Origin of the sequence: Seleniivibrio woodruffii, assembly GCF_029267515.1 — a bacterium.
Lineage (GTDB): Bacteria > Chrysiogenota > Deferribacteres > Deferribacterales > Geovibrionaceae > Seleniivibrio > Seleniivibrio woodruffii_A.
In genome coordinates, this window is sequence record NZ_JAJUIS010000002.1 from 134,451 (window position 1) to 159,340 (window position 24,890).

At 45.6% G+C, this 24,890-nt stretch carries 24 protein-coding genes; 19 read left to right on the plus strand and 5 right to left on the minus strand.

Translation table 11 applies throughout. The features are described from left to right. Position 1: 1 nt before the first annotated feature. The 7 genes from Q7P67_RS03225 (at position 2) to Q7P67_RS03255 (ending at position 7,301) form a co-directional block, all read left to right on the plus strand. The gene (locus tag Q7P67_RS03225) at positions 2–1,369 is read left to right on the plus strand and encodes an NAD(P)/FAD-dependent oxidoreductase (RefSeq protein WP_303850448.1); all 1,368 of its coding nucleotides are present in this window, start codon (positions 2–4) and stop codon (positions 1,367–1,369) included. Then, positions 1,366–2,085, plus strand: coding sequence for a 1-acyl-sn-glycerol-3-phosphate acyltransferase (locus Q7P67_RS03230; protein ID WP_303850449.1), 720 nt, complete (start codon positions 1,366–1,368; stop codon positions 2,083–2,085). The genes Q7P67_RS03225 and Q7P67_RS03230 overlap by 4 nt, the downstream gene beginning before the upstream one ends. After that, positions 2,045–2,551, plus strand: a complete 507-nt coding sequence (folK, locus tag Q7P67_RS03235; RefSeq protein ID WP_303850450.1) for a 2-amino-4-hydroxy-6-hydroxymethyldihydropteridine diphosphokinase — start codon at positions 2,045–2,047, stop codon at positions 2,549–2,551. The genes Q7P67_RS03230 and folK overlap by 41 nt, the downstream gene beginning before the upstream one ends. Further along, a complete protein-coding gene (locus tag Q7P67_RS03240) occupies positions 2,539–3,237 on the plus strand; it encodes an AAA family ATPase (RefSeq protein WP_303850451.1) in 699 nt (232 codons plus the stop codon). Before folK ends, Q7P67_RS03240 begins: the two co-directional genes overlap by 13 nt. A 63-nt stretch (positions 3,238–3,300) precedes the next feature. Beyond that, complete coding sequence (gene hisS / locus Q7P67_RS03245; RefSeq protein WP_303850452.1) at positions 3,301–4,563, plus strand: histidine--tRNA ligase; 1,263 nt, start codon at positions 3,301–3,303, stop codon at positions 4,561–4,563. Position 4,564: 1 nt separating this feature from the next. After that, the gene (gene aspS / locus Q7P67_RS03250; RefSeq protein WP_303850453.1) at positions 4,565–6,355 is read left to right on the plus strand and encodes an aspartate--tRNA ligase; all 1,791 of its coding nucleotides are present in this window, start codon (positions 4,565–4,567) and stop codon (positions 6,353–6,355) included. A 97-nt stretch (positions 6,356–6,452) separates the two neighbouring features. Beyond that, positions 6,453–7,301, plus strand: coding sequence for a LysM peptidoglycan-binding domain-containing protein (locus Q7P67_RS03255; RefSeq protein WP_303850454.1), 849 nt, complete (start codon positions 6,453–6,455; stop codon positions 7,299–7,301). An 89-nt stretch (positions 7,302–7,390) separates the two neighbouring features. Here Q7P67_RS03255 and Q7P67_RS03260 read toward each other — a convergent pair whose 3' ends face one another. Next, the gene (locus Q7P67_RS03260) at positions 7,391–7,921 is read right to left on the minus strand and encodes a gamma carbonic anhydrase family protein (RefSeq protein WP_303850455.1); all 531 of its coding nucleotides are present in this window, start codon (positions 7,919–7,921) and stop codon (positions 7,391–7,393) included. Positions 7,922–8,138: 217 nt separating this feature from the next. On the opposite strand from Q7P67_RS03260, the gene Q7P67_RS03265 reads away from it, so the two are divergent. The 11 genes from Q7P67_RS03265 to Q7P67_RS03315 all read left to right on the plus strand — a co-directional run bounded on the left by Q7P67_RS03265 (position 8,139) and on the right by Q7P67_RS03315 (position 19,818). Further along, the gene (locus Q7P67_RS03265) at positions 8,139–8,675 is read left to right on the plus strand and encodes a helix-turn-helix domain-containing protein (protein ID WP_303850456.1); all 537 of its coding nucleotides are present in this window, start codon (positions 8,139–8,141) and stop codon (positions 8,673–8,675) included. A 343-nt stretch (positions 8,676–9,018) separates the two neighbouring features. After that, positions 9,019–9,828: a 3-methyl-2-oxobutanoate hydroxymethyltransferase gene (panB, locus tag Q7P67_RS03270; protein WP_303850457.1), complete on the plus strand. Its 810-nt coding sequence runs from the start codon at positions 9,019–9,021 to the stop codon at positions 9,826–9,828. An 8-nt stretch (positions 9,829–9,836) separates the two neighbouring features. Beyond that, on the plus strand, positions 9,837–10,691 hold the full coding sequence (gene panC / locus Q7P67_RS03275) for a pantoate--beta-alanine ligase (protein WP_303850458.1): 855 nt from the start codon (positions 9,837–9,839) through the stop codon (positions 10,689–10,691). Beyond that, positions 10,684–11,052 (plus strand): aspartate 1-decarboxylase, encoded by a 369-nt coding sequence (gene panD / locus Q7P67_RS03280; protein ID WP_303850459.1) that lies wholly within the window; start codon positions 10,684–10,686, stop codon positions 11,050–11,052. The genes panC and panD overlap by 8 nt, the downstream gene beginning before the upstream one ends. A gap of 58 nt (positions 11,053–11,110) precedes the next feature. Further along, positions 11,111–11,563, plus strand: coding sequence for a chemotaxis protein CheW (locus Q7P67_RS03285; RefSeq protein WP_303850460.1), 453 nt, complete (start codon positions 11,111–11,113; stop codon positions 11,561–11,563). After that, positions 11,564–13,837 (plus strand): ATP-dependent DNA helicase RecG, encoded by a 2,274-nt coding sequence (recG, locus tag Q7P67_RS03290; protein ID WP_303850461.1) that lies wholly within the window; start codon positions 11,564–11,566, stop codon positions 13,835–13,837. 79 nt (positions 13,838–13,916) lie between these two features. Then, positions 13,917–14,453, plus strand: a complete 537-nt coding sequence (locus Q7P67_RS03295; protein ID WP_303850462.1) for an SWIM zinc finger domain-containing protein — start codon at positions 13,917–13,919, stop codon at positions 14,451–14,453. A 54-nt stretch (positions 14,454–14,507) separates the two neighbouring features. After that, entirely contained in the window at positions 14,508–14,789 is a 282-nt protein-coding gene (locus Q7P67_RS03300; RefSeq protein WP_303850463.1) for a VF530 family protein, read from the plus strand. Positions 14,790–14,881: 92 nt separating this feature from the next. Continuing rightward, positions 14,882–18,100 carry a carbamoyl-phosphate synthase large subunit gene (gene carB / locus Q7P67_RS03305; protein WP_303850464.1) on the plus strand — a complete coding sequence of 1,073 codons (3,219 nt, stop codon included), beginning with the start codon at positions 14,882–14,884 and terminating at the stop codon, positions 18,098–18,100. A gap of 2 nt (positions 18,101–18,102) precedes the next feature. After that, the gene (locus Q7P67_RS03310; protein WP_303850465.1) at positions 18,103–18,882 is read left to right on the plus strand and encodes a dihydroorotate dehydrogenase electron transfer subunit; all 780 of its coding nucleotides are present in this window, start codon (positions 18,103–18,105) and stop codon (positions 18,880–18,882) included. A gap of 15 nt (positions 18,883–18,897) precedes the next feature. Next, positions 18,898–19,818, plus strand: coding sequence for a dihydroorotate dehydrogenase (locus Q7P67_RS03315; protein ID WP_303850466.1), 921 nt, complete (start codon positions 18,898–18,900; stop codon positions 19,816–19,818). A gap of 34 nt (positions 19,819–19,852) precedes the next feature. On the opposite strand, the gene purB is transcribed toward Q7P67_RS03315, so the two are convergent. From purB to Q7P67_RS03330, 3 genes are read right to left on the minus strand one after another with little or no spacing between them, the layout of a single operon-like run. Beyond that, a complete protein-coding gene (purB, locus tag Q7P67_RS03320) occupies positions 19,853–21,289 on the minus strand; it encodes an adenylosuccinate lyase (RefSeq protein ID WP_369695991.1) in 1,437 nt (478 codons plus the stop codon). A gap of 9 nt (positions 21,290–21,298) precedes the next feature. Next, positions 21,299–22,582: an amidohydrolase family protein gene (locus tag Q7P67_RS03325; protein ID WP_303850468.1), complete on the minus strand. Its 1,284-nt coding sequence runs from the start codon at positions 22,580–22,582 to the stop codon at positions 21,299–21,301. Next, a complete protein-coding gene (locus Q7P67_RS03330) occupies positions 22,579–23,214 on the minus strand; it encodes an HAD family hydrolase (RefSeq protein WP_303850469.1) in 636 nt (211 codons plus the stop codon). The genes Q7P67_RS03325 and Q7P67_RS03330 overlap by 4 nt, the downstream gene beginning before the upstream one ends. A 138-nt stretch (positions 23,215–23,352) precedes the next feature. Between Q7P67_RS03330 and Q7P67_RS03335 the strand changes: the two genes are divergently transcribed. After that, positions 23,353–23,775 (plus strand): YqaA family protein, encoded by a 423-nt coding sequence (locus tag Q7P67_RS03335; RefSeq protein WP_303850470.1) that lies wholly within the window; start codon positions 23,353–23,355, stop codon positions 23,773–23,775. On the opposite strand, the gene Q7P67_RS03340 is transcribed toward Q7P67_RS03335, so the two are convergent. Further along, positions 23,776–24,717: a TerC family protein gene (locus Q7P67_RS03340; RefSeq protein ID WP_303850471.1), complete on the minus strand. Its 942-nt coding sequence runs from the start codon at positions 24,715–24,717 to the stop codon at positions 23,776–23,778. Positions 24,718–24,890: the final 173 nt, after the last annotated feature.

Here is a 24,890-nt window from a genome sequence, read left to right on the forward strand (position 1 = left end):
TATGGTAAAGCAGCATTTTGATATAGTTGTCATCGGTGCCGGTCCTGCCGGCATCGAATGTGCCAAAAAACTGGCAGACAGCGGAAAACAGGTTTTACTGATAGACAAGAACATAGGCGGCAGTTACTGCTACGCCGGGAGTGTTGTGTCTAACCTGCTGCTGCATATCAGCTATCTTTACGAAAGAAGCGTCAACAAGGCTTCTAACTTTTTAAGCGTCGATTATGATAAAGTTCCCTCATTCGACTTTAAAAAAGCTAAAAAGTATATTGACGGCATAACCTCTAAGCTCGTAAAAGATTTTCAGGACGAACTGGAGCAGTCCGGTGTTCAGGTTATCCGCGGAACCGCTGTTTTCGAAGATGAGAATACCCTGCGTGTTACGGATGAAAAACAGTCCTTTCTTATAGGATTTTCAAAAGCAGTAATAGCCACCGGTTCCAACAATATGGCAACAAACGTTCCGTCTACTAAAAAACTCATTGACTCCACAAATATTTTCGAACTGAACGCAACTCCAAAAAGCGTTATAGTTGTCGGCGGCGGTTTCATAGGTACCGAGTTTGCAACTTTTTTCAGACGGATAGGTTCCACTGTGACTATTATTGAAAAAACTGAGAAAGTTCTTGCAACCATTGACAGACAGGTTGTTAAAGACTATGAGGATCAGCTTAAAAAGAACGGAGTTGAGATAATTAAAGGCGTGTCTGTGGAGCGTATAGAGAAGGTCGGCAACAAGACCATCGTTTTTCTGAGTAACGACACCAAACTTGAATCGGAAGAGGTATTTCTGTCAATAGGCAGAAGACCTAACATGGGCAGGATAGGTGTTGACAGCGCAGGGATAAAGCTGTGCGAGAGAGGATTCCCTAAGCTGACGAAAAGCCTGCGCACAACCAACAGGAACGTTTATGTTGTCGGCGACTGCACCGGTATCAATATGTTTGTTAACTGGGCGTTCATGTCGGCGGATATGGTTGCCAACGACATACTTGAGAAGAGCAAGGTCATATCGGCGGAATACTGCCCGCGTATACTGCATCTGGATCCGGAGATAGCCGCTGTCGGACTAAGCGAGGACAAGGCGAAGGAATCGGGAATAGAGTGCAAGGTTATCAAACATTCCTTCAAAAATCTTGAAAACGCCATAATGTCAGGTACTTTCAAGGGCTTCATAAAGGTTATTTATGACGATGCCACTAAAAGAATCCTCGGATGCCATGCGATTGGCAGTGGTGCGGCGGAACTTGTAACAACCTTTTCAATGATGATCCAGTCAAGAATATCTCTTAATAAACTTGAAGATTTTGTCTTTAATCACCCGACTTTCTCCGGTGTTTTGGGCGACATCGCAGGCAAGGTTAAATGAAAGCGATTTACAGCCTTTTCGTATGGATAACTTTCGGTCTCACGACCGCTTTCCTTACAGTTTGCGGAGTTCCTTTCGTTATTGTCGGCAAAAACCCTTTCTTCTATCTGGCAAGACTTTGGGCAAAGATAAGCTCAAAACTGTTTCTTGTGCGCTATGAAGTTCAGGGGCTTGAAAAGATAGAGCCGGACAAGAACTACGTCTTTATGGGCAACCACCAGAGCTATGTCGATATATTTTCCATGATATCCATAATAGACAAGGACTTTCTTTTCATGGCGAAGAGAGAGCTTTTTTCCATACCGTTTTTCGGCTATGCCATCAAGCATATGGGACTTATCCCTATCGACAGGGGTGAGAGCCGCGAATCACTTAAAAGCCTTTTCGATGCTGCCAAAAAGATTCAGGAAGGCTATTCTGTGCTCCTTTTCCCGGAGGGAACAAGATCCGAAGACGGAGTTATGCTGCCTTTCAAACGGGGAGCATTTACACTTGCCGTCCGCACCGGACAACAGATTATCCCTTTCGTGATAGACGGTTCGGGAAAGGTTATGAAGAAAGGGGCGTTTATCATCAATCCTTTCAGAAAAGTGCGTATATGTTTCCTCGACCCCGTAAGCCCCGACGGAATCAAAGACAGAGAGATGGTTGATATCATAAGAGCGAGGATGGAGGATGCGCAAAAAGAACTTAGCGGTGCTGGGACTGGGAAGTAATCTGGGGCGGAAAGCCCGCAATCTTGCCCTTGCCGTAAACGAAATATCCTGCTTTTGTGAGGTTGTGCGTGTGTCTTCGATATATAAGACCGCATCTTTGCTGCGTGACGGACAGGATGGATATTTTAATCTCTGTATGCTTGTCCGCACGGATTTTCCGCCGGAAAAACTCCTTTCAGCAGTCAAAAATCTTGAAAAAGTTATGGGCAGAGAGAACACCGGAAGATGGTATACCAGGCTTATAGATATAGATATTATAGACTATGACAATATTGTTGCGGAGTTTGACGGTCTTTCTCTTCCCCATAAAGAAATGCAGAACCGCAGTTTCGTTCTTAAACCTCTGGCAGAAATTTATCCTGATTACATTCACCCCCTAAGTTGCTTAAATGTCAATGATATGGTAAAAAATATCAAGGACGATCTTGGCATAAGCAAACTGGGGGTGTGCATATGGCGGTCATAACCATCTCAAGACAATACGGTTGCGGCGGTGAATACGTCGCGGAACGCGTCGCAGAAAAACTCGGATTCAAATTCCTTCATAAAGAACTGATACGCATAGCTTCCGTTCTGATGAGCACAGACGAAGAGAAGCTGAAACAGTTTGACGAGGAGGAGTTTTCCACCATGCGGTCGTTTATGTCGAAATATTTCGACCTGGGCATGTTCACGGAAATGCTCAGTAAAACCGATTATTCCGAAAAAACTGCGAAAGAGATAGCCATTCAGGAAGCCGAAACTTTTTTCGACAAATACAATCCTGATACAACTGCGTTCGACAGTGACACTTTTCAGGCGATGATAAAAAAGATAATCATGAAGGCGGCGGACACCACAAATGCCGTGATAATGGGCAGGGGCGGGGTTTGTATACTTGCAGACGTGCCGGACACGCTGCATTTCAGACTTATTGCCGCGGATGATGACAGGATACGCTGGGTGAGCGCCCGCGAGAACATATCTAAAAAAGACGCTAAAGAGCGCATTGAAGAAGTTGACAAACGAAAAGAGAAATATTTCAGACACCATTTCGATAAGGATATAAATGACCAGTGGATGTACCACGGCACTCTGAATCTTTCGAAACTGGATATAGAAGAGGCTTCGCTTGCTATAACCGCCATCGCGAAGATAAAATTTAAACTCTGAAACCTTACTGTTGACTGGACAGTGTTTTAAGCATAATATCAGGATTTTGGAGGAATATTTCCCGTGTATCAGAAAGTCAAAGGTTTCAGAGATATATACGGACTGGAAGCCAGATACTGGAACAAAGTTGAAAAGGTATTCAGGCAGACATTCCGCACGTTCAATTTCGAAGAGTTCTATCTTCCGGTTCTTGAGAAAACAGAAGTATTTAACAGAGGCATAGGCTCCACAACAGACATAGTTGAGAAAGAGATGTTCGCCTTCGACGACAGGGACGGCACGTCTGTTTCACTGCGTCCGGAGGGCACAGCGTCACTTGTCAGAGCGTATGTTGAAAATAAACTGTTCTCAACACCTGGAATATCAAAATACTACTACATAGGTCCCATGTTTCGCAGGGAACGCCCGCAGAAGGGCAGATTCCGCCAGTTCACACAGGCGGGGATCGAAGTTTTCGGCTCCGGCGGTCCTTCAATAGATGCGGACGTTATTTATCTGCTCTATAAGCTGGCTGAAAATCTCGGCATAAAGGACTACGTCAGTATGGAGATAAACTCCATCGGATGTCCGAGCTGCCGTCCTGCATACAACGAAAAACTTATCGAATATTTCAAGGCGAATATAGACCATCTTTGCGGAGACTGCCTGCGCAGACTTGACAAAAACCCCATGCGCATCCTCGACTGCAAGAACGAGTCCTGCAAAAAGATAACCGCAGACGCGCCCAAAGCCGTTGACTATCTCTGCGACGAGTGCAAAGACCACTTCGAAGGTGTGAAAAGCTACCTTGACGCGCTCTCTGTTCCATATAAAGTGAACCCTATGATGGTTCGCGGACTGGATTATTACGTACGCACTGCGTTTGAGATGATAACCGACAAACTCGGCTCCCAGAGCGCCGTGGGTGCCGGAGGACGCTATGACGGACTGATTCAACTCCTCGGCGGTCCGGACACTGCGGGAATAGGCTTTGCGGTGGGCATAGACAGGCTGGTTAGTCTCTGTATGCTCAACGAAACGGAGAAAGAGAACGATCTTGACGTGTTCATCATCAGCTTTAAGGACGTTTCAGACAAAACCGCACTTAAACTTGCGAACGAAATGCGTTCACAGGGGATCAGTGTCGATATGGACTACGATTTCAGAAAGATGAAGAAGCAGTTCAGCCTTGCCGACAGATACGGTGCACTTTTCACCGTTGTGATAGGTGAGGACGAAGCTGCTAAAAACACCGCCGCTGTCAAAGACATGCAGGCTGGTACGCAGGAAGAGATTGAGACCGCAAAGGTTACGGCATATATTATAGATAAACTCAGGAGGAATTAACGTGCTTTCAAACATGGGAGACTGGCGAAGAAGCCACCACTGCGCACAACTTACCGGAAAAAACATCGGCGAAAAGGTCTGTCTTATGGGCTGGGTTCAGAGACGCAGAGACCACGGCGGCGTTATTTTCGTTGACCTCAGAGACAGAGAGGGGCTTACTCAGGTTGTAATGAACCCCGAATATAACGAAAAAGTCCACGAACAGGGCAACAGCGTGAGAAACGAGTTCGTTATCGCTGTTAAAGGAACCGTTTCCGGCAGACCGGACGGAACAGTCAACACAAAACTTCCTACAGGCGAAATAGAGATAATGGTTGACGAACTGCGCATCCTGAACAACGCAAATACTCCTCCTTTTATGATAGACGATTACACCAATGCGAATGAAGACGTAAGGCTGAAATACAGATACCTCGACCTGCGCAGACAGAAACTTCAGAACAACCTCAGACTGCGCCACGAACTGACACGCACTGTCAGAGAGTTTCTCTACAGCAGAAACTTCATGGACATCGAAACGCCTTTCCTTACAAAATCAACACCTGAAGGCGCAAGAGACTACCTTGTTCCCAGCCGTGTGAACCCCGGAAAGTGCTACGCGCTGCCCCAGTCGCCCCAGATGTTCAAACAGCTTCTGATGGTTGCCGGCTACGAAAGATACTTTCAGGTAGTAAAATGCTTCCGTGATGAAGACCTCCGCGCAGACCGCCAGCCTGAGTTCACTCAGCTGGATATGGAGATGTCGTTTATCGACAGGGAAGACCTCATGGACCTCATCGAGGACATGTTCATCCTTATCTTTGACAGAATAAAAGGTATCAAACTGACAAAAGGTTTCCCCAGAATGTCATATGACAACGCTATGGAAAAATACGGTCATGATGCCCCCGATACCCGTTTCGAAATGTTCCTTAAAACTATCAACGACCTCGTTAAAGATTCCGGATTCAAAGTATTTAACGACACTGTTAAGAACGGCGGGGTTGTAAAAGCGGTTGTTGCACAGGGAGCAGGAGAGAAATTCTCAAGAAAGGACATCGATGATATGACAGACTTCGTTGTAGGACTCGGCGCAGCCGGTCTTGCATACATAAAAGTGAACGAAGACGGTCTCCAGTCGCCTATTGTTAAGTTCCTCGGCGATTCTGCCGATAAGATTGTGAGCGAACTGGGCGCAAAACCGGGCGATATCATTTTCTTCGGCGCAGGCAAAAAGGAAATCGTGAACCTTTATATGTCAAAACTGCGTATAAAACTCGCAAATATGCTCGGTCTCATAAAAGAGGATCAGTATTCATTCACATGGGTGCTGGACTTCCCGCTGCTTGAATACGATGCAGAAGATAAAAGATACGTCGCTGTTCACCACCCCTTCACAGCTCCGCTGGACGAGGACGTGGACTATTTTGACACAGATCCCGGCAAGATGCGCGCCAAAGCATATGACCTTGTTCTCAACGGCTCGGAGATAGGCGGCGGTTCCATAAGGATACACAGAAGCGACGTTCAGGAGAAAATGTTCAACGCTCTCGGCTTCACGGAAGAGGAGAGGGAATATAAATTCGGCTTCTTCATAGAGGCTCTGCGCTACGGAACGCCTCCCCACGGCGGTATAGCGTTTGGCGTGGACAGACTTGCATCGATACTGACAGGTTCCGACTCCATCAGAGACGTTATTGCGTTCCCCAAAACGCAGAGAGCAACCGATATGATGAGCGATGCACCCAGCAAAGTGGACGAAAAACAGCTTAAAGAACTCTTTATGCAGTTCAACGTCCCTGAGAACGATTGATAAATTATATAAATATTACAAAAATAAGTAGTTTGCACTTTTGACAAACTATTTCATGTGTGATATTATTATATGTAAACAAAACCCGGAGGATGAAATGAGCAGAGTAACTAAATTGCTGTTTATGGCTGTTATAGCAGCCGCTGTGTTAGTCTCAGGCTGCACAAAACCTCCCGTTCAGGAGATGGACAACGCCAGAGCCGCCATGAAGGCAGCTCAGGAGGGCGGCGCAGAAATGTGCGCCGGAACCGAATACTTAGCTGCTAAACAAAAACTCGAAGCTGCGGAAGCAAAAGTTGCTGAAGCTGAAAAAGGTGGCGATAAAAGTGAGCTTTACAAACAGGCAAAAGCTGAACTGATTGAAGCAGCAGCCGATTTTGAAAAAGTTAAACTTGTTGCCGCTGAAAGAGCGAAAGTTAACGAGCAGGCTAAAGCCGAGCTTGCAGCTGCAAAAAACAACCTTGCCGCAAATGCTGAGGACGGAGCCAAATACTCCGCCACATATCAGGCAGCCAAAGCAAAACTTGATGAGGCTCAAGGTCTTATTGACAAATGCGAAGGCGAAAAAGCACTTGCTGTGCTGAAATCTGTTTCTACTGACAACGATACCATCCAGAAAGAGATTGCAGAGGGCAAAGCCGCTTCAATGAAAGCGGATACCAAGGGTTCAGCCGCTGCTTCAACTCCGGTTGCAGGTTCAGTTGAAGATATAATGAAGTATAAAGTCGTCAGAGGCGATAATCTTTGGAATATCTCTAAAGCGAAATACCTCAACCCATTTATGTGGCCGCTCATCTATTGGGCTAACAAAGAGCAGATTAAAGACCCCGACCTGATTTTCCCCGGTCAGGTGTTTAAGATCCGCAAAGATGTTGACGCTGACAAAGCGAAAGCAGTTGACTACTCCAAACACAGAGGACCATGGTCGCTGTTCGACGGCAAATAAGACAACAATCTTTCAAATAGAAAAGCGGAGGTTAACGCCTCCGCTTTTTTTGTATCTGATATTCTTATTAAAAAAAATGTTACTAATATTTAAATCGACTTATATCCGTTTTCAAGGTACATGTTCTTGTAGCTGATATATCTGTCGGCGTAGTTTCTTATGCCGTCAATATCCTTTTGTTCCAATGTCTTCACCACTTTTGCGGGGCTGCCCATTATGAGGGAGCAGGGAGGGAACTTCTTGCCGGGGGGGACAAGGGATCCTGCGGCTACTATGGAGTTTTCTCCTATTTCCGAATCATCAAGGATGATTGCACCTATACCAACCAGAACGTTGTTGTTTATTCTGCATCCGTGAAGCATAGCGTTATGTCCTACTGTGACGTAATCACCTAATATAGTAGGGAATTTATCTAAAGTGGTATGTATAACGGTTCCGTCCTGAACGTTTGAACATTTCCCTATGACTATCTTTTCCACATCGCCTCTTAAAACGACGTTAAACCAGATGCTTGCGTCATCATCAAGTATAACTTCGCCGATTATATCTGCGCTGTCTGCTGTAAAAACTCTTTCACCCTTAACAGGAGCGGTGTTCAGCCTGCGTAATACAGATTCCATATAATCACCTGTCCAATAATATTTAAAACAGGATATTCGCCTATTTGTTTTCAGTCAACTGTTAAAGTAATTTTTGACGAGATATTAATTAAAATAAGATAATATTGGGTAATATATTAGTAAATATCGTAAAATAAAAGATTAATTATTAACGAAAGATGTTGACAGTGTGTCTTTATTTAATATATAATCTTAATTATTTTTATGGGGTGTTATTATGCCTTACGGTATCAAATTAAGAGAGATCAGAAAAAAACTTGGTATGACCCTTGAGGATATATCCCAGAAAACCGGTTTTACCAAAAGTTTTATCAGCCAGATAGAGAATGGAAAGAACTCACCCTCTATCGCTTCGCTGAAAAAGATCTGCTTTGCGCTCGGAACAACTATCAGCGAACTTTTTGAGGATGAACGCAACATTGTTAACGTGTTTGATCCCTCGGAATATAAAGTTTTTAAAAACAAGAGTATTTCGATGTCGTTCATCGCTTCTAAACTTGTTAACAGAAAACTTGAGCCCATGCTTATAGAGCTCGACCCTTACGGTGAAACAGGTTCCGAATATTATCAGCACGTAGGTGAAGAGTTCGGTTACGTTATAGAAGGCGAGATCTGCGTGGTGATAGGTGCTGATGAGTACCATCTTCCGGCAGGACACAGCATATATTTCAGCTCAAACATGCCACACAAGATACGCAACAGAACCGATAAACCGGCTGTGGCTCTCTGGGTGGATACGCCGCCAACTTTCTAAAAAGTTAACAGAGGAGGTCGTAAGACCTCCTCTGACTGATGATAAACTGGTCTAAACTCAATTGGATTAGCTCATAGCAAAGCTGTTTCATAAAGACTTTGGCTTCTCTGTAATGGCAGCAACTTTCGTCTTTGCGAGGACTGAAAGGATTAAGCAATCTGATTTTCTTAGTTTTTTGTCAACAACCAGAGGAGGTCGTAAGATCTCTTTTTTTTATCTTGACGTAAGTTCTTTAATTACCTATTATTCACTTGCTTGGATCTTCGGACCGAGACACCGCAAATCAACAAAGTTCAATTTTTGCCATGTCTTGCGTCTGTAATCAGAAAATCAGAGGTTGGATATGAGCAAACACACTGATATCAAAAAGATTACAGTCAATACAATCAAAAAAATGAAGTCTAACGGTGAAAGAATATCCTGTCTCACCGCATATGATTTCACGTCTGCATCTATACTGGACAAAGCCGGAATAGATATGATTCTCGTGGGTGATTCCCTTGGAATGGTCATAAACGGCTATGAAAACACTCTTCCGGTCACGGTAGATGAAATAATCTATCACTGTAAAATGGTCAAACGTGCCGCGACTAACGCATTTCTTATCGCCGACATGCCGTTCGGTTCCTATCATGTATCAGACGAACAAGCCCTTGAAAACGCTATCCGCGTCATTAAAGAGACCGGATTTGACGCTGTTAAGATTGAAGGCAGCGGAGAACGTGCCGGACTGGTAAAAAAACTCACCGGATGCGGCATAAACGTTATGGGTCACATCGGTCTCATGCCGCAGTTCGTCAGTACAATGGGCGGATACCGCATACAGGGCAGGGAAGGGCACGAAAAATTGCTTGCCGATGCTGTTGCACTGGAAGAGGCAGGAGCGTTTTCTATAGTGCTTGAGGGCACTGTCAGTTCTGTTGCGCAGGTGATAACGGACACCCTGAAAATACCCACCATAGGCATAGGTGCCGGAGTTCATTGCGACGGACAGGTGCTTGTTTTTCATGATGTTTTCGGTATATTCGACGGCTTCACACCAAAATTTGTCAAGCAGTATGCCAATGTTAATAAGATAATATCAAAGGCGGCAAAGACTTATATTAAAGAGGTAAAAACCGCTGAATTCCCGCAGGATATACATTCTTTCTGAGGTGATAGATGAAGATATTTAGAAAAGTAGCTGATATAAAAACTGAAATTAAAAAAATAGAGGCATCTGCTAAAACTGTGGGACTTGTTCCCACCATGGGGTTTCTCCATGAAGGGCATATGTCGCTGGTGCGCGAATCGGTTAAAAACAACGACGTGACTGTGGTCAGCATATTTGTTAACCCGACACAGTTCGGACCCACGGAAGACCTTGCGGCTTACCCGCGCGATTTCGAAAACGACTGCGCACTTCTTAAAAAGAACGGCGCGGATATCGTGTTCAACCCCGAACCTTCGGAGATGTACGGCGAAGGTTTTTGCACTAAGGTTGAGTTATCCGGTATCACAGAGGTTCTTTGCGGGATCACAAGACCTGTGCACTTCGCCGGGGTTGCAACTGTGGTTACAAAGCTGTTCAACATTGTTGAACCCCACAGAGCATATTTCGGATCAAAAGATTATCAGCAGCTTCAGGTTATAAAGCGTATGGTGAAAGACTTGAACATGGACGTTGAAGTTGTGGGGATGCCTATCGTGCGCGAGGCTGACGGTCTGGCACTCAGCTCAAGAAACGTTTATCTCGGTGCGGAGGAACGCGTTTCAGCACTGGCTCTCAGCGGCAGTTTCAAAGTTGTCGAAGACCTGCTGAAAAAGGGCGTGAAGGATACTGAAACCATAAGAAAAGAGATTGCGGATTTCATTCTGAGTCATCCGCACACGAAGATAGATTACATCGAAACGGTAAATCCTGAGACTCTGGTCTCAGTGGGCATGACAGACGCGGATTTCGTTGTTGCGCTTGCCGTATATGTCGGAAAAGCAAGATTGATAGATAACAGATATTTTGAGGTGCATCATGTTTAGAGAGATGTTCAAATCAAAAATTCACAGAGCCACAGTTACAGATGCTGATCTGCACTATGAAGGCAGCATAGGCATCGATCTCGACCTTATGGAAGCGTCAGGCATCAGAGAGTATGAAAAGGTAGATATCTGGAACATAACAAACGGCGAACGTTTCCAGACGTACGCCATTGAAGGCAGACGCGGCAGCGGCGAAATATGCCTTAACGGAGCGGCGGCGCGCAAGGTGCATGTCGGCGATATGGTTATAATCGCCACGTTTGCCATGTACGACGAAAAGGAGCTTGAAAACTATAAGCCCACAGTCGTTCAGGTAGATGCGAATAACAAAATTGTGCAGAAGACAGGCGCCTTAGTATAATATTTGCAATCTTCCGATTAAACTGATATGATTGCACAAAAATACAAAGAGGTTCTCCATGTCCGAATATAAACAGTATGTCCGTCTGCTTCTTGCTGAAGATAAATACGGCATCGATATCATGGATATTGAAGAAATTCTCCGCATGGTGGATATTACAACCGTCCCCAAGGCACCTTCATTTGTTGAGGGCATCATAAATCTTCGGGGCAGGGTTATCCCTATCGTGGATCTGCGCAAGAAACTCGGGCTTATGGCATCTGATTTTACAAACTCTACCCGTATAATTGTTGTCAACCTCAACGGACGCAAAATAGGCTTTATTGTCGATAACGTTGAGGATGTTCTCCGCGTCAGCAGCGATGTTGTGGACAAGGCTCCAGCCGCATCCACAGGCGCCGATACTAAATACATTCAGGGTGTTGCGAAGACCGAAACAGGAATGGTGATAATCCTTGATGTACATAAAGTTTTCTCAGGAAATGAATCTTCCGCTCTGAACATGTTTTAAATGGCAAACGACAGAGGAAGACTTTTAAGACTGCTTGCAGATATTAAAGATCACACGGCGGACTACTTTAAAAATCCGCGCAAATATCTGGATGCGCTGAAAGATATAACCACCCGCAGCGGTTTTGACTCTGCGGGTTTTGTTTTTAAAGACACTTACGAGCGCAAAGAGCTTGAGAATATCCTTGCCGAGATAACACTTCTGGCACAGTCCGCAAACACTACCGAAGAGTTTAAAGCAGTAGACATCCGCAGTCTCCCGCGCATAGGTAAAAAGGTTGCGGATGCTCTGGAAAAGCAGAATATCCGAACTGTCGAGGATATGCTCTATCATTTCCCTTACAGATACGAGTATATAGGCGAGTCCCAGAGCGGAAAGCGTGCATTGACAGGTGTTTTCAAAACTGGTGGTGTCGTTATAACCAAAAACAGGAAAAGATTCTACAGGGCTGTTTTTCAGGCTGATTTCGGTCAGTTCTGTGCAATCTGGTTTCATTTCTCAGCAAAATTCCCGTCTGGCGCTCTAAAAGAGGGCGATAAATACACACTTTACGGTCAATCAGGTAATTTCAGCGGCATGGAATCGATAATCCACCCGCAGTTCATCAAAGAGGACGAGATGGGCGAGATAATCCCCGTTTACACTCTGCCTAAAACCGTAGCGCTGAAAAGCTATTGTTCCGCTGTTAAATCCGCTCTGGAGCGGTATCTTGGTCTTGTGCCTGATTATCTGCCCGCCAGATATGAGATGAAATACAAATATCCTTCCGCGAAAGAGGCGCTCAGGCTGATACACATGCCTGACACACCGTACGAACTGCCATCTCTGTCCGACAGAAGCCATCCTGCATATCAGCGCTTCATTTACGAAGAGCTTTTTTATCTTCAGATGGGGCTGTTGTATAAAAAGAAAGCCTACGCCCGCCAGGAGGGCATAAGGTTTGACATAAAAATGGAATATCTTGAGTGGATAAAAGGACTTCTGCCTTTTAAATTCACACACGCACAAAAAAAGGTCATGGCGGAGATTTTTAACGATATGTCAGCCACCGGACAGATGAACAGACTGGTTCAGGGGGACGTGGGCAGCGGTAAGACCATCGTTGCGTTCACGGCGGGGCTTGTGGCTGTAAAAAACGGCTGGCAGGTTGCCGTAATCGCCCCCACAGAGGTTCTTGCCAGACAGCATATGGCTAACCTTATTAAGCTCATTCAGGGAACCGACGTTACAGCGGCGCTTCTGACAGGTTCCATGACCCAGTCGGAGAAGAAACGCACCAAAGAGATGATTGCCGCCGGACATATGGATTTTGTTGTGGGCACCCACGCTGTGATTCAGGAGAATGCAGATTTTATGCGCCTTGGGCTTGCTATAATAGATGAACAGCACCGTTTCGGTGTTGAGCAGAGAAAATCATTGATAGAGAAGGGATACATGCCGGACATCCTTCTTATGACGGCAACGCCTATCCCGCGGACACTGGCGCTTTCGTTCTACGGCGACCTCGACATCAGTATAATAGACGAGATGCCTCCGGGGCGTACACCCATAATAACTAAACACAGCAATAATATAGAAGATGCACACAGTCTCATTGCCTCTGAGATTGCCAAGGGACACGGGGCATATGTGATATATCCGCTCATAGACGTGAGCGAGAAGATAGACCTGAAAGCAGCCACAGACGAGTATGAGAACCTCTGCGGGGTTTTCGGTGAAGAGAACGTGGGACTGCTCCACGGGCGGATGAAACACGAGCAGAAACAGCAGCTTATGGATGCTTTCAAAGCGGGCACGATAAAGATTCTGGTGTCAACCACAGTTGTTGAGGTTGGTGTGGATGTTCCGCAGGCAACCGTCATGGTAATTGAGAACGCCGAGCGATTCGGGCTTTCACAGTTGCATCAGTTGCGCGGGCGTGTGGGAAGAAGCCACAGACAGTCCTATTGTATGCTCATAACAGGAAAAGAGGTCTCCGAAGAGGGCAGGGAGCGCATAAACGCCATGTGCCGATATGCGGACGGCTTCCGTCTCAGCGAAATTGACCTTGAGATGCGCGGCCCCGGAGATTTCTTCGGAACGCGTCAGTCCGGACTGCCGGAGTTTCGGTTTTCAAACATTGTGCGCGATGTTAAGGTGCTTCAGCAGGCGCGTCATGATGCCGCCGAAGTGCTCTCGGACGATCCTTCGCTTTCGCAGTCTAAAAATGCTGTCATAAAACAGGTATTGGCGAAAAAATGGAAAAAAGAACTGGAATACATAGATATTGCCTGACAGGTGTAATTCGATTTGATTTATGCGTTATTGTGCGGTTTAATTGATATATACACCAACGTTACAGGAGGCAACCCCGATGCAGCTAATTAAACTTACTGAAGAACAGCTCAAAAACATCTGCTCAGGCATAAACTTGCAGAGAGCAGAGAATTATGTCGGGAAGTTCCATAACTGCTCTGTTGACGGTTCGCTTATCAAAGGAACTATAAAGGGCAACCATGGTGACTATGAGGTCAGTCTTGATCTGGCGAGTGATCCAATCGGCTATACATGCAGCTGTGAAAACTCCAGAGAACTTTTCTGCAAACACGCGGCCGCACTTGGACTTACCTATATCTACACCCCTTGGGTTTTCGCCAGCAAAACGAGGCTGGACAGAAAAAAACTCCAATCCACAAACGAAATACAGTTTTTTGTAAAGACTACTCCGCTTAAAGACCTTCTGGACGAGCTTAAAAAGGCGAACATAGGTCTTTCAACGATTTCAGAACTTACCGGCATTTCAATGCAGCAGATTTCCGTTATGGTAAAGGAGGATACCACTGGAAAGCATCACTCTCTTACGGATCCTTTAAAAATGTCGTGCTTGTTCCTTCTTGAAAAATATGCTTAAACTAAAAGCCCTGTTGAGTCAGGGCTTTTTTTTCGAATAACACAAAGGATTAATATGACTGAAAACTTGAAAAACAAAGACCCGTTTCATGGAATCACGCTGGAAATGATTGTGAACAGACTTGCAAAACACTACGGATGGGAAAAGCTGGGCGAACTTATCACCATCAAGTGTTTCATAAAAAATCAGTCGGTTCCGTCCTGTCTGAAATTTCTGCGGCAGACGCCATGGGCAAGGGCAAAGGTTGAAGATCTTTACCTCGCTACAGAGTTTACTGACGAAGAACCCGTTAAGGTTAAGAAAGTTAAAAACAGACCGCAGGAAAGCGATATATAAATTCAGTCCGGTGCACATAATAACCTTGTAAAAACGGCTGAAATCTGATAGAAAATTGAAGTTTTGCCCATAGAGGTTCATCGGAGGATATTTTGGCTAAGAGAACAGACATTAAGTCTATCATGATAATAGGTTCCGGACCTATCGTCATCGGACAGGCGTGCGAATTTGACTATTCGGGAACACAGGCTGTAAAAGCGCTTAAAGAAGAGGGGTACAGGGTTATCCTCATCAACTCTAACCCAGCGACAATTATGACAGATCCCGAAATAGCCGATGCTACATACATCGAACCCCTTAATGTTGAAATGGCGGAAAAAGTTATCGCAAAGGAACGACCCGATGCGATTCTGCCCACAGTCGGCGGACAGACTGCCCTTAACCTTGCGAAAGATCTTCATGCCGCCGGAGTGCTGGATAAATATAACGTTGAGCTTATCGGCGCTAAAATAGAGGCTATCGACAAAGCGGAAGACAGGGAACTCTTCAAACAGGCTATGAAAAAAATAGGTCTGACCCTGCCCGAAAGCTACGTGGTCAATACATATCAGGATGCCCTTGACTGCATCGATAAAATAGGCTTCCCCGCAATCATCCGCCCATCGTTCACTCTCGGCGGAACAGGCGGAAACGTCGCCTATAACATGGAAGAATATAAAGAATACGTTGAATGGGGGCTGGAAGCGTCTCCTGTAACTGAAATTCTGGTTGAGGAATCGGTTCTCGGCTGGAAAGAATACGAGCTTGAGGTCATGCGCGACCTCAACGACAACGTCGTTATCATCTGCTCCATCGAAAACATAGACGCAATGGGCGTTCACACCGGCGACAGTATAACAGTTGCACCCGCCCAGACCCTTACGGATAAGGAATACCAGATAATGCGTAACGCCGCCATCGCCGTTATCCGCGAGATAGGCGTCGATACTGGCGGTTCAAACGTACAGTTTGCCGTTGATCCCAAAACAGGAAAACAGATTATCATCGAGATGAACCCCAGAGTTTCCAGAAGCTCCGCGCTGGCATCAAAGGCAACTGGCTTCCCCATAGCCAAAATAGCGGCAAAGCTCGCTGTGGGCTATACTCTGGACGAACTTAAAAACGACATCACGCTCAAGACCCCCGCGTCTTTCGAGCCTACAATAGACTACTGTGTTACCAAATACCCCAGATTTACCTTTGAAAAATTCCCCGGTGCGGACAACACTCTGACAACTCAGATGAAATCCGTAGGCGAGGCTATGGCTATCGGCAGAACCTTCAAGGAGTCCATCCAGAAGGCGATAAGCTCTCTTGAAATAGGTAAATCCGGTTTCGACGAGGTTTTCAGCGACGAAGAGCGCAAGACAGAAGCTGCAATCGAACAGATCAAAGCATTGCTCAGAAGACCCACTGCGGAACGTATGTGGTATGTCGGCGAGGCTTTCAGAGCAGGATTCTCCGTTGCTGAGGTTCACGAGCTCTGTTTCATTGATCCGTGGTTCCTAGATAACATCAAACAGATAATAGATTTTGAAGCTGAACTTAAAAAAATATCAATATCATCAATAGATGAGGCGACATTTATTAAAGCAAAGCAGATGGGTTTCAGTGATAAACGACTGGCAAAACTCATGAATTGCGCAGAGCTTGATGTCTGGGCGAAGACAAGGGGCAGGGCAGTATACAAGCGCGTTGATACATGCGGTGCGGAGTTCGAGTCTTTCACTCCCTATCTTTACAGCACTTATGAAAAAGAGTGTGAAGCGGAACCCACTGACAGGAAAAAGATAATGATTCTCGGCGGCGGACCCAACCGTATCGGTCAGGGTATAGAGTTTGACTACTGCTGTGTTCATGCTTCTTTTGCCCTTGAAGAGATGGGATTCGAAACAATCATGGTCAACTGTAACCCTGAAACCGTTTCAACCGACTATGACACATCCGACAGACTCTATTTCGAACCCCTTACGAGGGAACACGTTCTTAATATTGTAGATAAAGAAAAACCCTTCGGCGTAATCGTCCAGTTCGGCGGTCAGACACCCCTTAAACTGGCAGTACCGCTGGAAAAAGCAGGCGTTCCGATTCTTGGCACCTCACCGGACAGCATAGACATAGCCGAAGACAGGGAACGCTTTAAGGATATGATAACCAGACTGAATATAAAACAGCCGCCCAACGGCATAGCAAAAAATGCCGAGGATGCTTTCAGAATAGCCGAAGAGATAGGCTATCCCGTTGTTGTGCGTCCGTCATATGTTCTCGGCGGTCGGGCTATGGAGATAGTGTACGACACTGAATCGCTCCAGAACTACATGGTGTACGCAGTTAAAGCCAGCGAAGAGCACCCTGTTCTGATAGATAAATACCTCCAGCACGCAACCGAGGTGGACGTTGACTCCATAAGCGACGGCGAAACAACCGTTATCGGCTCCATCATGCAGCACATTGAAGAGGCGGGCGTTCACTCAGGCGACTCCGCGTGTTCAATCCCGTCAAGAACCATAAGCGATGCTGTGCGCGCACAACTCCTTGAATATACAAAGAATATCGCGAAAGAGCTTAAAGTCATCGGTCTGATGAACATCCAGTATGCCATCAAAGACGAAGAGATATATATGCTTGAGGTAAACCCCAGAGCATCCAGAACAATTCCCTATGTCAGCAAGACTATAGGTGTTCCGCTGGCAAAAATGGCGGCAAAGGTCATGGCAGGCGCAAAACTGAAAGACCTCGGCTTCACAAAAGAGGTGGACATAAGCTACTTCACCGTGAAAGAGTCAGTATTCCCCTTCGTCAAGTTCCCCGGAACAGACCTTGTACTCGGACCGGAGATGAAATCCACAGGCGAAGTCATGGGTATCGACTCCCATTTCGGAAGCGCATTTTACAAGGCTCAGATAGCCGCAGGAAATAAACTTCCCAAAAGCGGCAACGTCTTCATCAGCGTTAAAGACTCCGTTAAAGAGGAGATACTTGGCGTTGCGAGGGAACTTGTTAAGACCGGCTTTAAACTTGTTTCGACATCAGGAACTTATAATTTCCTGCGCGAAAACGGACTTGAAGTCGTTAAACTTGCAAAAGTTCACGAAGGTATTCGTCCAAACGTTGTGGACAAAATTAAAAACGGCGAAATCGCCTTTGTTATCAATATCCCTGAAGGTAAAAAATCCAGACTGGACAGCGAATCCATCAGACGTACCATGCTGAGCTACAGTGTGCCCTACGTCACAACCGTTGAGGCTGCGAAAGCGTGCATAGTAGCCATCGCGGCAGGACAAAAAGGTCTGACGGTTACGCCCATTCAGGAATATTATAAAAGAGGCTGAACATGAAAGGAAAAGTTGTTAAAAATCAACAGCTTAATGATAAGTACTTTTTCCTTGAAATAAAATCCGAAGAGTTTGTTACGCAGGCTAACGTCGGTCAGTTCCTTATGATAAAACCCGGAAGTCAGGATTACACGCACGATCCGCTTCTACGCCGCCCGCTGGGTATCGCAGACGTTAAAGACGGCAAGTTCAGCCTTGTTTATATGGTTGTAGGCAAAGGAACAAAACTGCTCAGCGAGTTCCACGAGGGCGGAATGATAGAGTTTTCCGCGCCCCTCGGCAACCGCTTCACACTGCTTGAGAATAAGCGTGTGGCTCTTGTTGCCGGAGGAATAGGCATCGCTCCTGTATTCTGGCTCGCGAAAACTCTTAAAACACGCGGCTGTGTGGTTGACCTCTATTATGGCGGTCGTACCGTGGACGACGTTGTTCTTCTTGAAGAGCTGAAAGAAAACACCGACCATCTGATAGTTACAACTGACGACGGTTCCGCCGGAATAAAAGGATATGTCACACTTCCTTTTAAGGAAAATGTTGAAACTTACGATATGGTATACACCTGCGGACCCAAACCCATGCTCCAAACCGTCAGCGAAATCTGTATCAATGCGGACGTTCCGGTGGAAGTTTCTCTGGACGAGCGCATGGCTTGTGGACTGGGTGCTTGCCTCGGATGTATCATATATGTGAAAGATGGCGACGAAATAGTGCAGAAACGCTGTTGTGTCGAAGGTCCTGTTTTCGACGGCTCCAAAATTGCGTGGGATAAATTAATCTAATTCGGAGAATCGTTTATGTCTGACAGACTTAAAACCGTCTTTTGCGGTATAGAATTCAAGAACCCGATAATCACTGCCAGCGGAACGTTCGGCTATGGTCTGGAATATGCGAAACATATCGATATAAGCAGGCTAGGCGGAATCTCTGTTAAGGGTATATCACTGCAAGAAACTGCCGGTAATCCCATGCCCCGAATAATGGAGACCACATCGGGAATGTTAAACGCCATCGGGCTTCAGAACGTCGGCGTGGATAAATTTATAAACGAAAAACTGCCTGAACTCAGAAAGCACGACACGAAGATAATCGTTAACTTCTGGGGTAAAACCATTGATGAATATGTGGCAGTTGCCCGTATACTCGACGATGCCGACGTTGATATGCTTGAGATGAACATATCCTGCCCGAACATAAAAGAGGGCGGCATAGCCTTCGGTACCGACCCGAAAATGACATACGAAGTCACTTATAACGTCAAAAAAGCTATTAAAAACAAACCGCTTATGGTGAAACTGTCGCCGAACGTCACAAATATCAAGGTTTACGCGAAAGCCTGCGAGCAGGCTGGAGCGGACGCAATCAGCGCGATAAATACGCTGCTTGGCATGTCCGTTAATATCCATACCAGAAAGCCCAATATTTACAACGTTACGGGCGGACTTTCAGGTCCCGCTATCAAACCGGTTGCAATACGCATGGTTCACGAGACATTCAGGACAGTTAATATCCCGATAATGGGCATCGGCGGCATAATAGACTGGCGAGATGTTGTGGAGTTCGGACTTGTGGGCGCATCCGCCGTTCAGGTGGGTACGGCAAACTTCATAGACCCTGAGATACCGTTAAGGATAATAGACGACCTTGACAAATATATGGCTGAAAATAATATATCGAATTTCAGCGAACTGATTGGAAAAGTTGATCTGACAAGATAAAAAGAGGGCGGGTTAAAACCCGCCCGTTTCGTTTCTATACTTTGATGTCTACGTCCATTCCGAGAAATTTTTCATACTTCTCAATAACAGGTGTTACTTCTTCTCCAAGGAACTGGTCAACCTGCTCCGGTGCTCGTCCGACAAATTTTATAGGGTCGAGCAGAGCCATGATTTCCTCTTTGTTCAAAGGCACGTCCTTGTCCGCAGCCAGTCTGTCGAGAAGATCATTGTCCTTGCCTTCCATCTTGACGCGTTTACCAGCTTCCATAGAGTTGACACGGATTACCTCGTGCATGACCTGTCTGTCTGCGCCTCGTTTGACGGATTCCATTATAATATTTTCTGTCGCCATGAAGGGGAGTTCCTCCATAACGCGTTTTGTTATCATCTTTTCATAGACGACCATGCCGTCAGTGATGTTGTAAAGCAGTTCAAGGATCGCATCGATGGCGAGGAACGCCTCGGAGATACCTATACGTCTGTTTGCTGAATCGTCAAGAGTTCTTTCAAACCACTGGGTAGCGTGGGTCATGTAAGGGTTGAGGCTGAGCGCTATGACATGGCGGGAAAGGGAGCAGACACGCTCGCTGCGCATAGGGTTGCGTTTATATGCCATGGCGCTGGAACCTATCTGGTTTTTTTCGAAAGGCTCTTCAATCTCTTTCAGGTTGGCAAGCAGCCGCAGGTCAGTAGCCATTTTATGAGCTGACTCCGCGATTGCCGCGAGTACCGCAAGGACTCTTGTGTCCTGTTTTCTTGTATAAGTCTGCCCTGTTATGGTCAAAACCTTGTCAAATCCCATCTTTTTAGACACAGTCTCATCCAGTGTACGCACTTTTGCGTGGTTGCCTTCGAAAAGGTGAAGGAAGGAAGCCTGAGTTCCGGTCGTGCCCTTAACACCTCTGAAACGCAGATTTTCATGTGCAAACTCAAGTGCTTCGAAGTCCAGAACAAAGTCCTGAAGCCACAGGCAGGCACGTTTGCCAACGGTGGTGAGCTGTGCCGGCTGGAAATGTGTGAAGCCGAGCGTAGGCATATTTTTATATTTCAGAGCAAATTTTTTCATATTGTCCATGACGTTGACCATCTTTTTACGGACGATCTCAAGCCCCTCTTTAAGGACTATAACGTCTGTGTTATCACCGACAAAAGCGCTTGTAGCGCCAAGGTGAATTATGGGCATTGCCTTGGGGCAGCACTCGCCGTATGTGTGGACGTGCGCCATAACGTCGTGGCGGAATTTGCGTTCCATTTGAGCCGCATATTCAAAATCTATGTTTTCAACGTTGGCTTTAAGCTCTGCAATCTGCTCATCAGTGATGTTGAGTCCGAGTTCCTTTTCAGATTCTGCAAGGGCAACCCAGAGCTTGCGCCATGTAGTGAATTTTTTGTGCGGTGAGAAAAGGTAGAGCATTTCAGGGCTGGCATACCTCTCCTGCAAAGGGTTTGAATAACTTTTGTAATCTTTCATCATATTCCTCTAACCGTTTATTATCTTATCCGCCCAGAGCCTGGCGTTATACTTTATTTTCTCTTCATCCATTGTATGGATTATTCTATCTTTCATCAAACACTTACCGTTGACATACATAGCCGTTACGTCGGATGATGATGCGGAATATACAAGGTGGGAAACAGGATTAAAAACTGGGGTGGTCTTCGGGCTGTCGAAAGAAACCACGATGAAATCGGCTTTATTTCCTTTTTTAAGCTCGCCTGTGTCGTCTACGCCAAGGGCTTTCGCGGCGCCCGTGGTCGACATATGCAGAACAGTTTCGGCGGGCAGGGCGGTTGCGTCTCTAAGCACACCTTTGTGAACCAGAGCGACGCTGCGCATTTCGTCAATCATATCGAGATCATTGTTACTTGCCGCACCGTCAGTGCCGATGGTTACGTTGATTCCGGCATCCATCATCTTTTTGACTGGTGCAAAACCGTTCGCCAGCTTCATATTGCTCTGGATGCAGTGTGAAACGCTTACATTTTTTTCGCCCATAATGGCTATATCATCATCGCCAAGATGTACGCAGTGGGCAAAAATACTCTTAATATCAAAAGCTCCTGTTTCATTCATAATATGGACTGTGGTCTTTCCGTGCTTAGCGACAGAATCCGCTGCTTCGTTTGCAGCCTCCATGAGATGGGTGTGCAGAAGAAGGTCGTGTTTTCCGCAGAACTCGACACATTTAACGTAGTTCTCAGGACTTACTGTATAAGGTGCGTGGGGACAGAGCGAAACGGTGATGTTGTCGTCGTTCTTATATTTGATGTGAAGGTCGGATGCTTTTGATATGTAATCGTCTGCGCCGGTTCCGAATTTCGTAGGGAAGTCTAGTACCCCGACACCTATTATGCCTTTCAGTCCGCTTTTTTTCAGTGATGAAGCTATGTGGTCTGACAGGAAATACATGTCATTGGAAAGTGTCGTTCCGCTTTTTATCATTTCGATGGCAGCAAGGTCACTTGCCGCCTGAATAAATTCAGGCGAGAGCCACTTTGCCTCCGCTGGCCATATGTGATTCTGGAGCCACTCCATGAGGGGCAGGTCATCTGCCATCCCTCTGAAAAGTCCCATCGGAAGATGCGTATGAGTGTTCACCAGTCCTGGAAAGATTGCAGAGTTGCTGAAAATTTCAATGGTGTAATCATCTGCCGGATTTTCGGCTATGCCTGTTATAGTGTCATTCTCTGTAAGCAGGTGGGTGTTAGTATGTATCTTGTTGTTGTAATAGACGTAATCTGCATAGTAAGCTGTTTTTGTCACTTCATACCCTCCAGAATATCAATTATCTCAAGCGGGGCGTTAACTGTGAAGTCGGGTTTAACATCACTCACAGTACCATAGCCGAAAGTGCAAAAGCAAGTTTTTACCCCTGCATAGTAGCCAGCTTCAATATCCGTGTGGTTGTCTCCAATCATAATAGTGGATGATTTTTCGGCACCGTAGTCTTTAACAATATTTTCAACAGGGACAGGGGAGGGTTTCTTTGCGCCGAAGCTGTCGCCTCCGTACCATTTGTCGAAATACCTGTCTATACCGTAATGCTGAACAAGTCCGCCTGTTAAAGATTCTATTTTATTTGAAAGAATAACTGTTTTTATATTATTTCTGTCCAGATACTCGAATATTTCATCATAACCATCTATTACTCTTGTGTTTACTGTCATTTTCTCAGCGTAAAGGGTTCGGAAAAAAACTTCCATCTCGTCTTTGAAATTTTCTTCCCCTGCTGCGCGAATGACCAGTTTTCTAATTCCATCACCTACAAAACTTCTTGTTACATCTATGGAAAATCTTTTAAGACCGAAATGTTTCATAGTGTCGTCGAGACATTCGTGAATATCCTGAAGCGTGTCGAGGATGGTGCCGTCCAAATCAAATATTGCAAGAATCATAAATTCCCCCGAAATTATTAAATAACCGCAGTCTTTTGGGTTTTCTGTTATAGTATTTCTATCTGTGCTAGTCAATACGATAAGGCGGTGGTATAAGAGTTTATGCATGAATGGCTGATACAATACGGTTATTTATCTATGTTTATGCTGGCGTTTCTCGCATCGACAGCTATTCCGGTCGCTTCCGAATGGCTTCTTGTGGCGCTGGTGATAAAGGGGCTGAACCCTGTTCTTCTTCTTGTGTGCGCGGTTACAGGAAACTATCTCGGAGCCTGCACAACCTATGCCATAGGCTATTACGGCAGTGATTACGCCATAAGAAAGATACTCAAAATCAGCGATGAGAGCAGGGCAAAAGCTGAGCGTACCTATAACAAATACGGTGCAGTTTCCCTGCTGTTCTCATGGATACCGATAATCGGCGACCCTCTTTGCCTTGTTGGCGGTCTTTTCAAGATACATTTTCTTAAATATTCCGTTCTGGTCTTCACAGGAAAGCTGATACGCTACGGCGCAACTGTCTGGCTCACCCTGAAAGGAACGGAAGCCTTTATCCGTTAGCTATTTTTTTGTTTTCCAGAGAGAAAAGAAAACGCCTGATGCCAGCAGAAACAGCGTTATCGTCAGCGATTGAAGTGATGAAAAATGATACCATCCAAACACGTCGCCTATGAAAATCTTTGAACCTATGAACACAAGAACCAGAGAAAGTGTGTATTTCAGGTAGTAGAAGCGTTTTATCATGGCGGCAAGGGCAAAATAAAGCGCCCGCAGACCGAGGATTGCAAATATATTACTTGTATATACTACATAAGGATCTGTTGTTATTGTGAAAACAGCAGGTACGGAGTCCACGGCGAAAATAACATCCGCTATCTCAACCATTAACAGTGCCACGAAGAGGGGAGTGCAGTAAATGTGGAGCTTGCCTGTTTGTGGATGTGGCTCTTTTATGAAGAAATCGTGCCCGTGGAGATGCTCCGTTATCCTGAGGTGGTTCCGAAGGAATTTAAGGATTGCGTTGTCTGACAGGTCGTCGTCTTCGATCTCTTTGTTAAAGAGCATTTTAACGCCTGTGTATAGAAGAAAAAGGGCGAATATATAGAGTATCCACTCGAAACGGCTGACCAGAGCTGAACCCAGTCCTATCATTATGCCGCGCAGAAGGATAACGCCGAGGATCCCCCAGAAGAGAACTCTGTGCTGATATTTTGCAGGAGTTTTGAAATAGCCGAATATCATGGCTATTACGAATATGTTATCCATAGCAAGCGATTTTTCAACCACAAAGCCTGTCAGATAGTTAAATCCGCTGTCATGTCCGAACTTCCACCAGACCCATACGCCGAAGAGAAGACCTATGGCTATGTAGAACACAGACATTTTAAGACTTTCCGCAACACCGATTTCATGATCTTTTTTGTTGAACAGTCCCAAATCAAGAATAAGCAGGAATATCACAATCGCAAAGAAGAGTATCCAAGACCAGATTGGCTTAGACATAACCGTTATAAATAGAAAATCCACAGCAAATACCCTCTGAAAATAATAAGTAAGACAATCTAATCCAGTTACAGTTCAAACGCAAACATAATTCGTTCAAATTAATTTAACATAATATATCTTATAGGACGTTACTGTGTAGTCAGGGTAGAAGCTGGTTCGCCCTGAAACCC

What these genes read in the sequence shown, in the direction of transcription:
- Q7P67_RS03225 (WP_303850448.1), top strand. Translation starts at nt 2, where the DNA reads ATGGTAAAGCAGCATTTTGATATAGTTGTCATCGGTGCCGGTCCTGCC.
- Q7P67_RS03230 (WP_303850449.1), top strand. Translation starts at nt 1,366, where the DNA reads ATGAAAGCGATTTACAGCCTTTTCGTATGGATAACTTTCGGTCTCACG.
- folK (WP_303850450.1), top strand. Translation starts at nt 2,045, where the DNA reads ATGCGCAAAAAGAACTTAGCGGTGCTGGGACTGGGAAGTAATCTGGGG.
- Q7P67_RS03240 (WP_303850451.1), top strand. Translation starts at nt 2,539, where the DNA reads ATGGCGGTCATAACCATCTCAAGACAATACGGTTGCGGCGGTGAATAC.
- Q7P67_RS03255 (WP_303850454.1), top strand. Translation starts at nt 6,453, where the DNA reads ATGAGCAGAGTAACTAAATTGCTGTTTATGGCTGTTATAGCAGCCGCT.
- Q7P67_RS03260 (WP_303850455.1), bottom strand. Translation starts at nt 7,921, where the DNA reads ATGGAATCTGTATTACGCAGGCTGAACACCGCTCCTGTTAAGGGTGAA.
- Q7P67_RS03265 (WP_303850456.1), top strand. Translation starts at nt 8,139, where the DNA reads ATGCCTTACGGTATCAAATTAAGAGAGATCAGAAAAAAACTTGGTATG.
- panB (WP_303850457.1), top strand. Translation starts at nt 9,019, where the DNA reads ATGAGCAAACACACTGATATCAAAAAGATTACAGTCAATACAATCAAA.
- panC (WP_303850458.1), top strand. Translation starts at nt 9,837, where the DNA reads ATGAAGATATTTAGAAAAGTAGCTGATATAAAAACTGAAATTAAAAAA.
- panD (WP_303850459.1), top strand. Translation starts at nt 10,684, where the DNA reads ATGTTTAGAGAGATGTTCAAATCAAAAATTCACAGAGCCACAGTTACA.
- Q7P67_RS03285 (WP_303850460.1), top strand. Translation starts at nt 11,111, where the DNA reads ATGTCCGAATATAAACAGTATGTCCGTCTGCTTCTTGCTGAAGATAAA.
- recG (WP_303850461.1), top strand. Translation starts at nt 11,564, where the DNA reads ATGGCAAACGACAGAGGAAGACTTTTAAGACTGCTTGCAGATATTAAA.
- Q7P67_RS03295 (WP_303850462.1), top strand. Translation starts at nt 13,917, where the DNA reads ATGCAGCTAATTAAACTTACTGAAGAACAGCTCAAAAACATCTGCTCA.
- Q7P67_RS03300 (WP_303850463.1), top strand. Translation starts at nt 14,508, where the DNA reads ATGACTGAAAACTTGAAAAACAAAGACCCGTTTCATGGAATCACGCTG.
- Q7P67_RS03310 (WP_303850465.1), top strand. Translation starts at nt 18,103, where the DNA reads ATGAAAGGAAAAGTTGTTAAAAATCAACAGCTTAATGATAAGTACTTT.
- Q7P67_RS03315 (WP_303850466.1), top strand. Translation starts at nt 18,898, where the DNA reads ATGTCTGACAGACTTAAAACCGTCTTTTGCGGTATAGAATTCAAGAAC.
- purB (WP_369695991.1), bottom strand. Translation starts at nt 21,289, where the DNA reads ATGAAAGATTACAAAAGTTATTCAAACCCTTTGCAGGAGAGGTATGCC.
- Q7P67_RS03330 (WP_303850469.1), bottom strand. Translation starts at nt 23,214, where the DNA reads ATGATTCTTGCAATATTTGATTTGGACGGCACCATCCTCGACACGCTT.
- Q7P67_RS03335 (WP_303850470.1), top strand. Translation starts at nt 23,353, where the DNA reads ATGTTTATGCTGGCGTTTCTCGCATCGACAGCTATTCCGGTCGCTTCC.
- Q7P67_RS03340 (WP_303850471.1), bottom strand. Translation starts at nt 24,717, where the DNA reads ATGTCTAAGCCAATCTGGTCTTGGATACTCTTCTTTGCGATTGTGATA.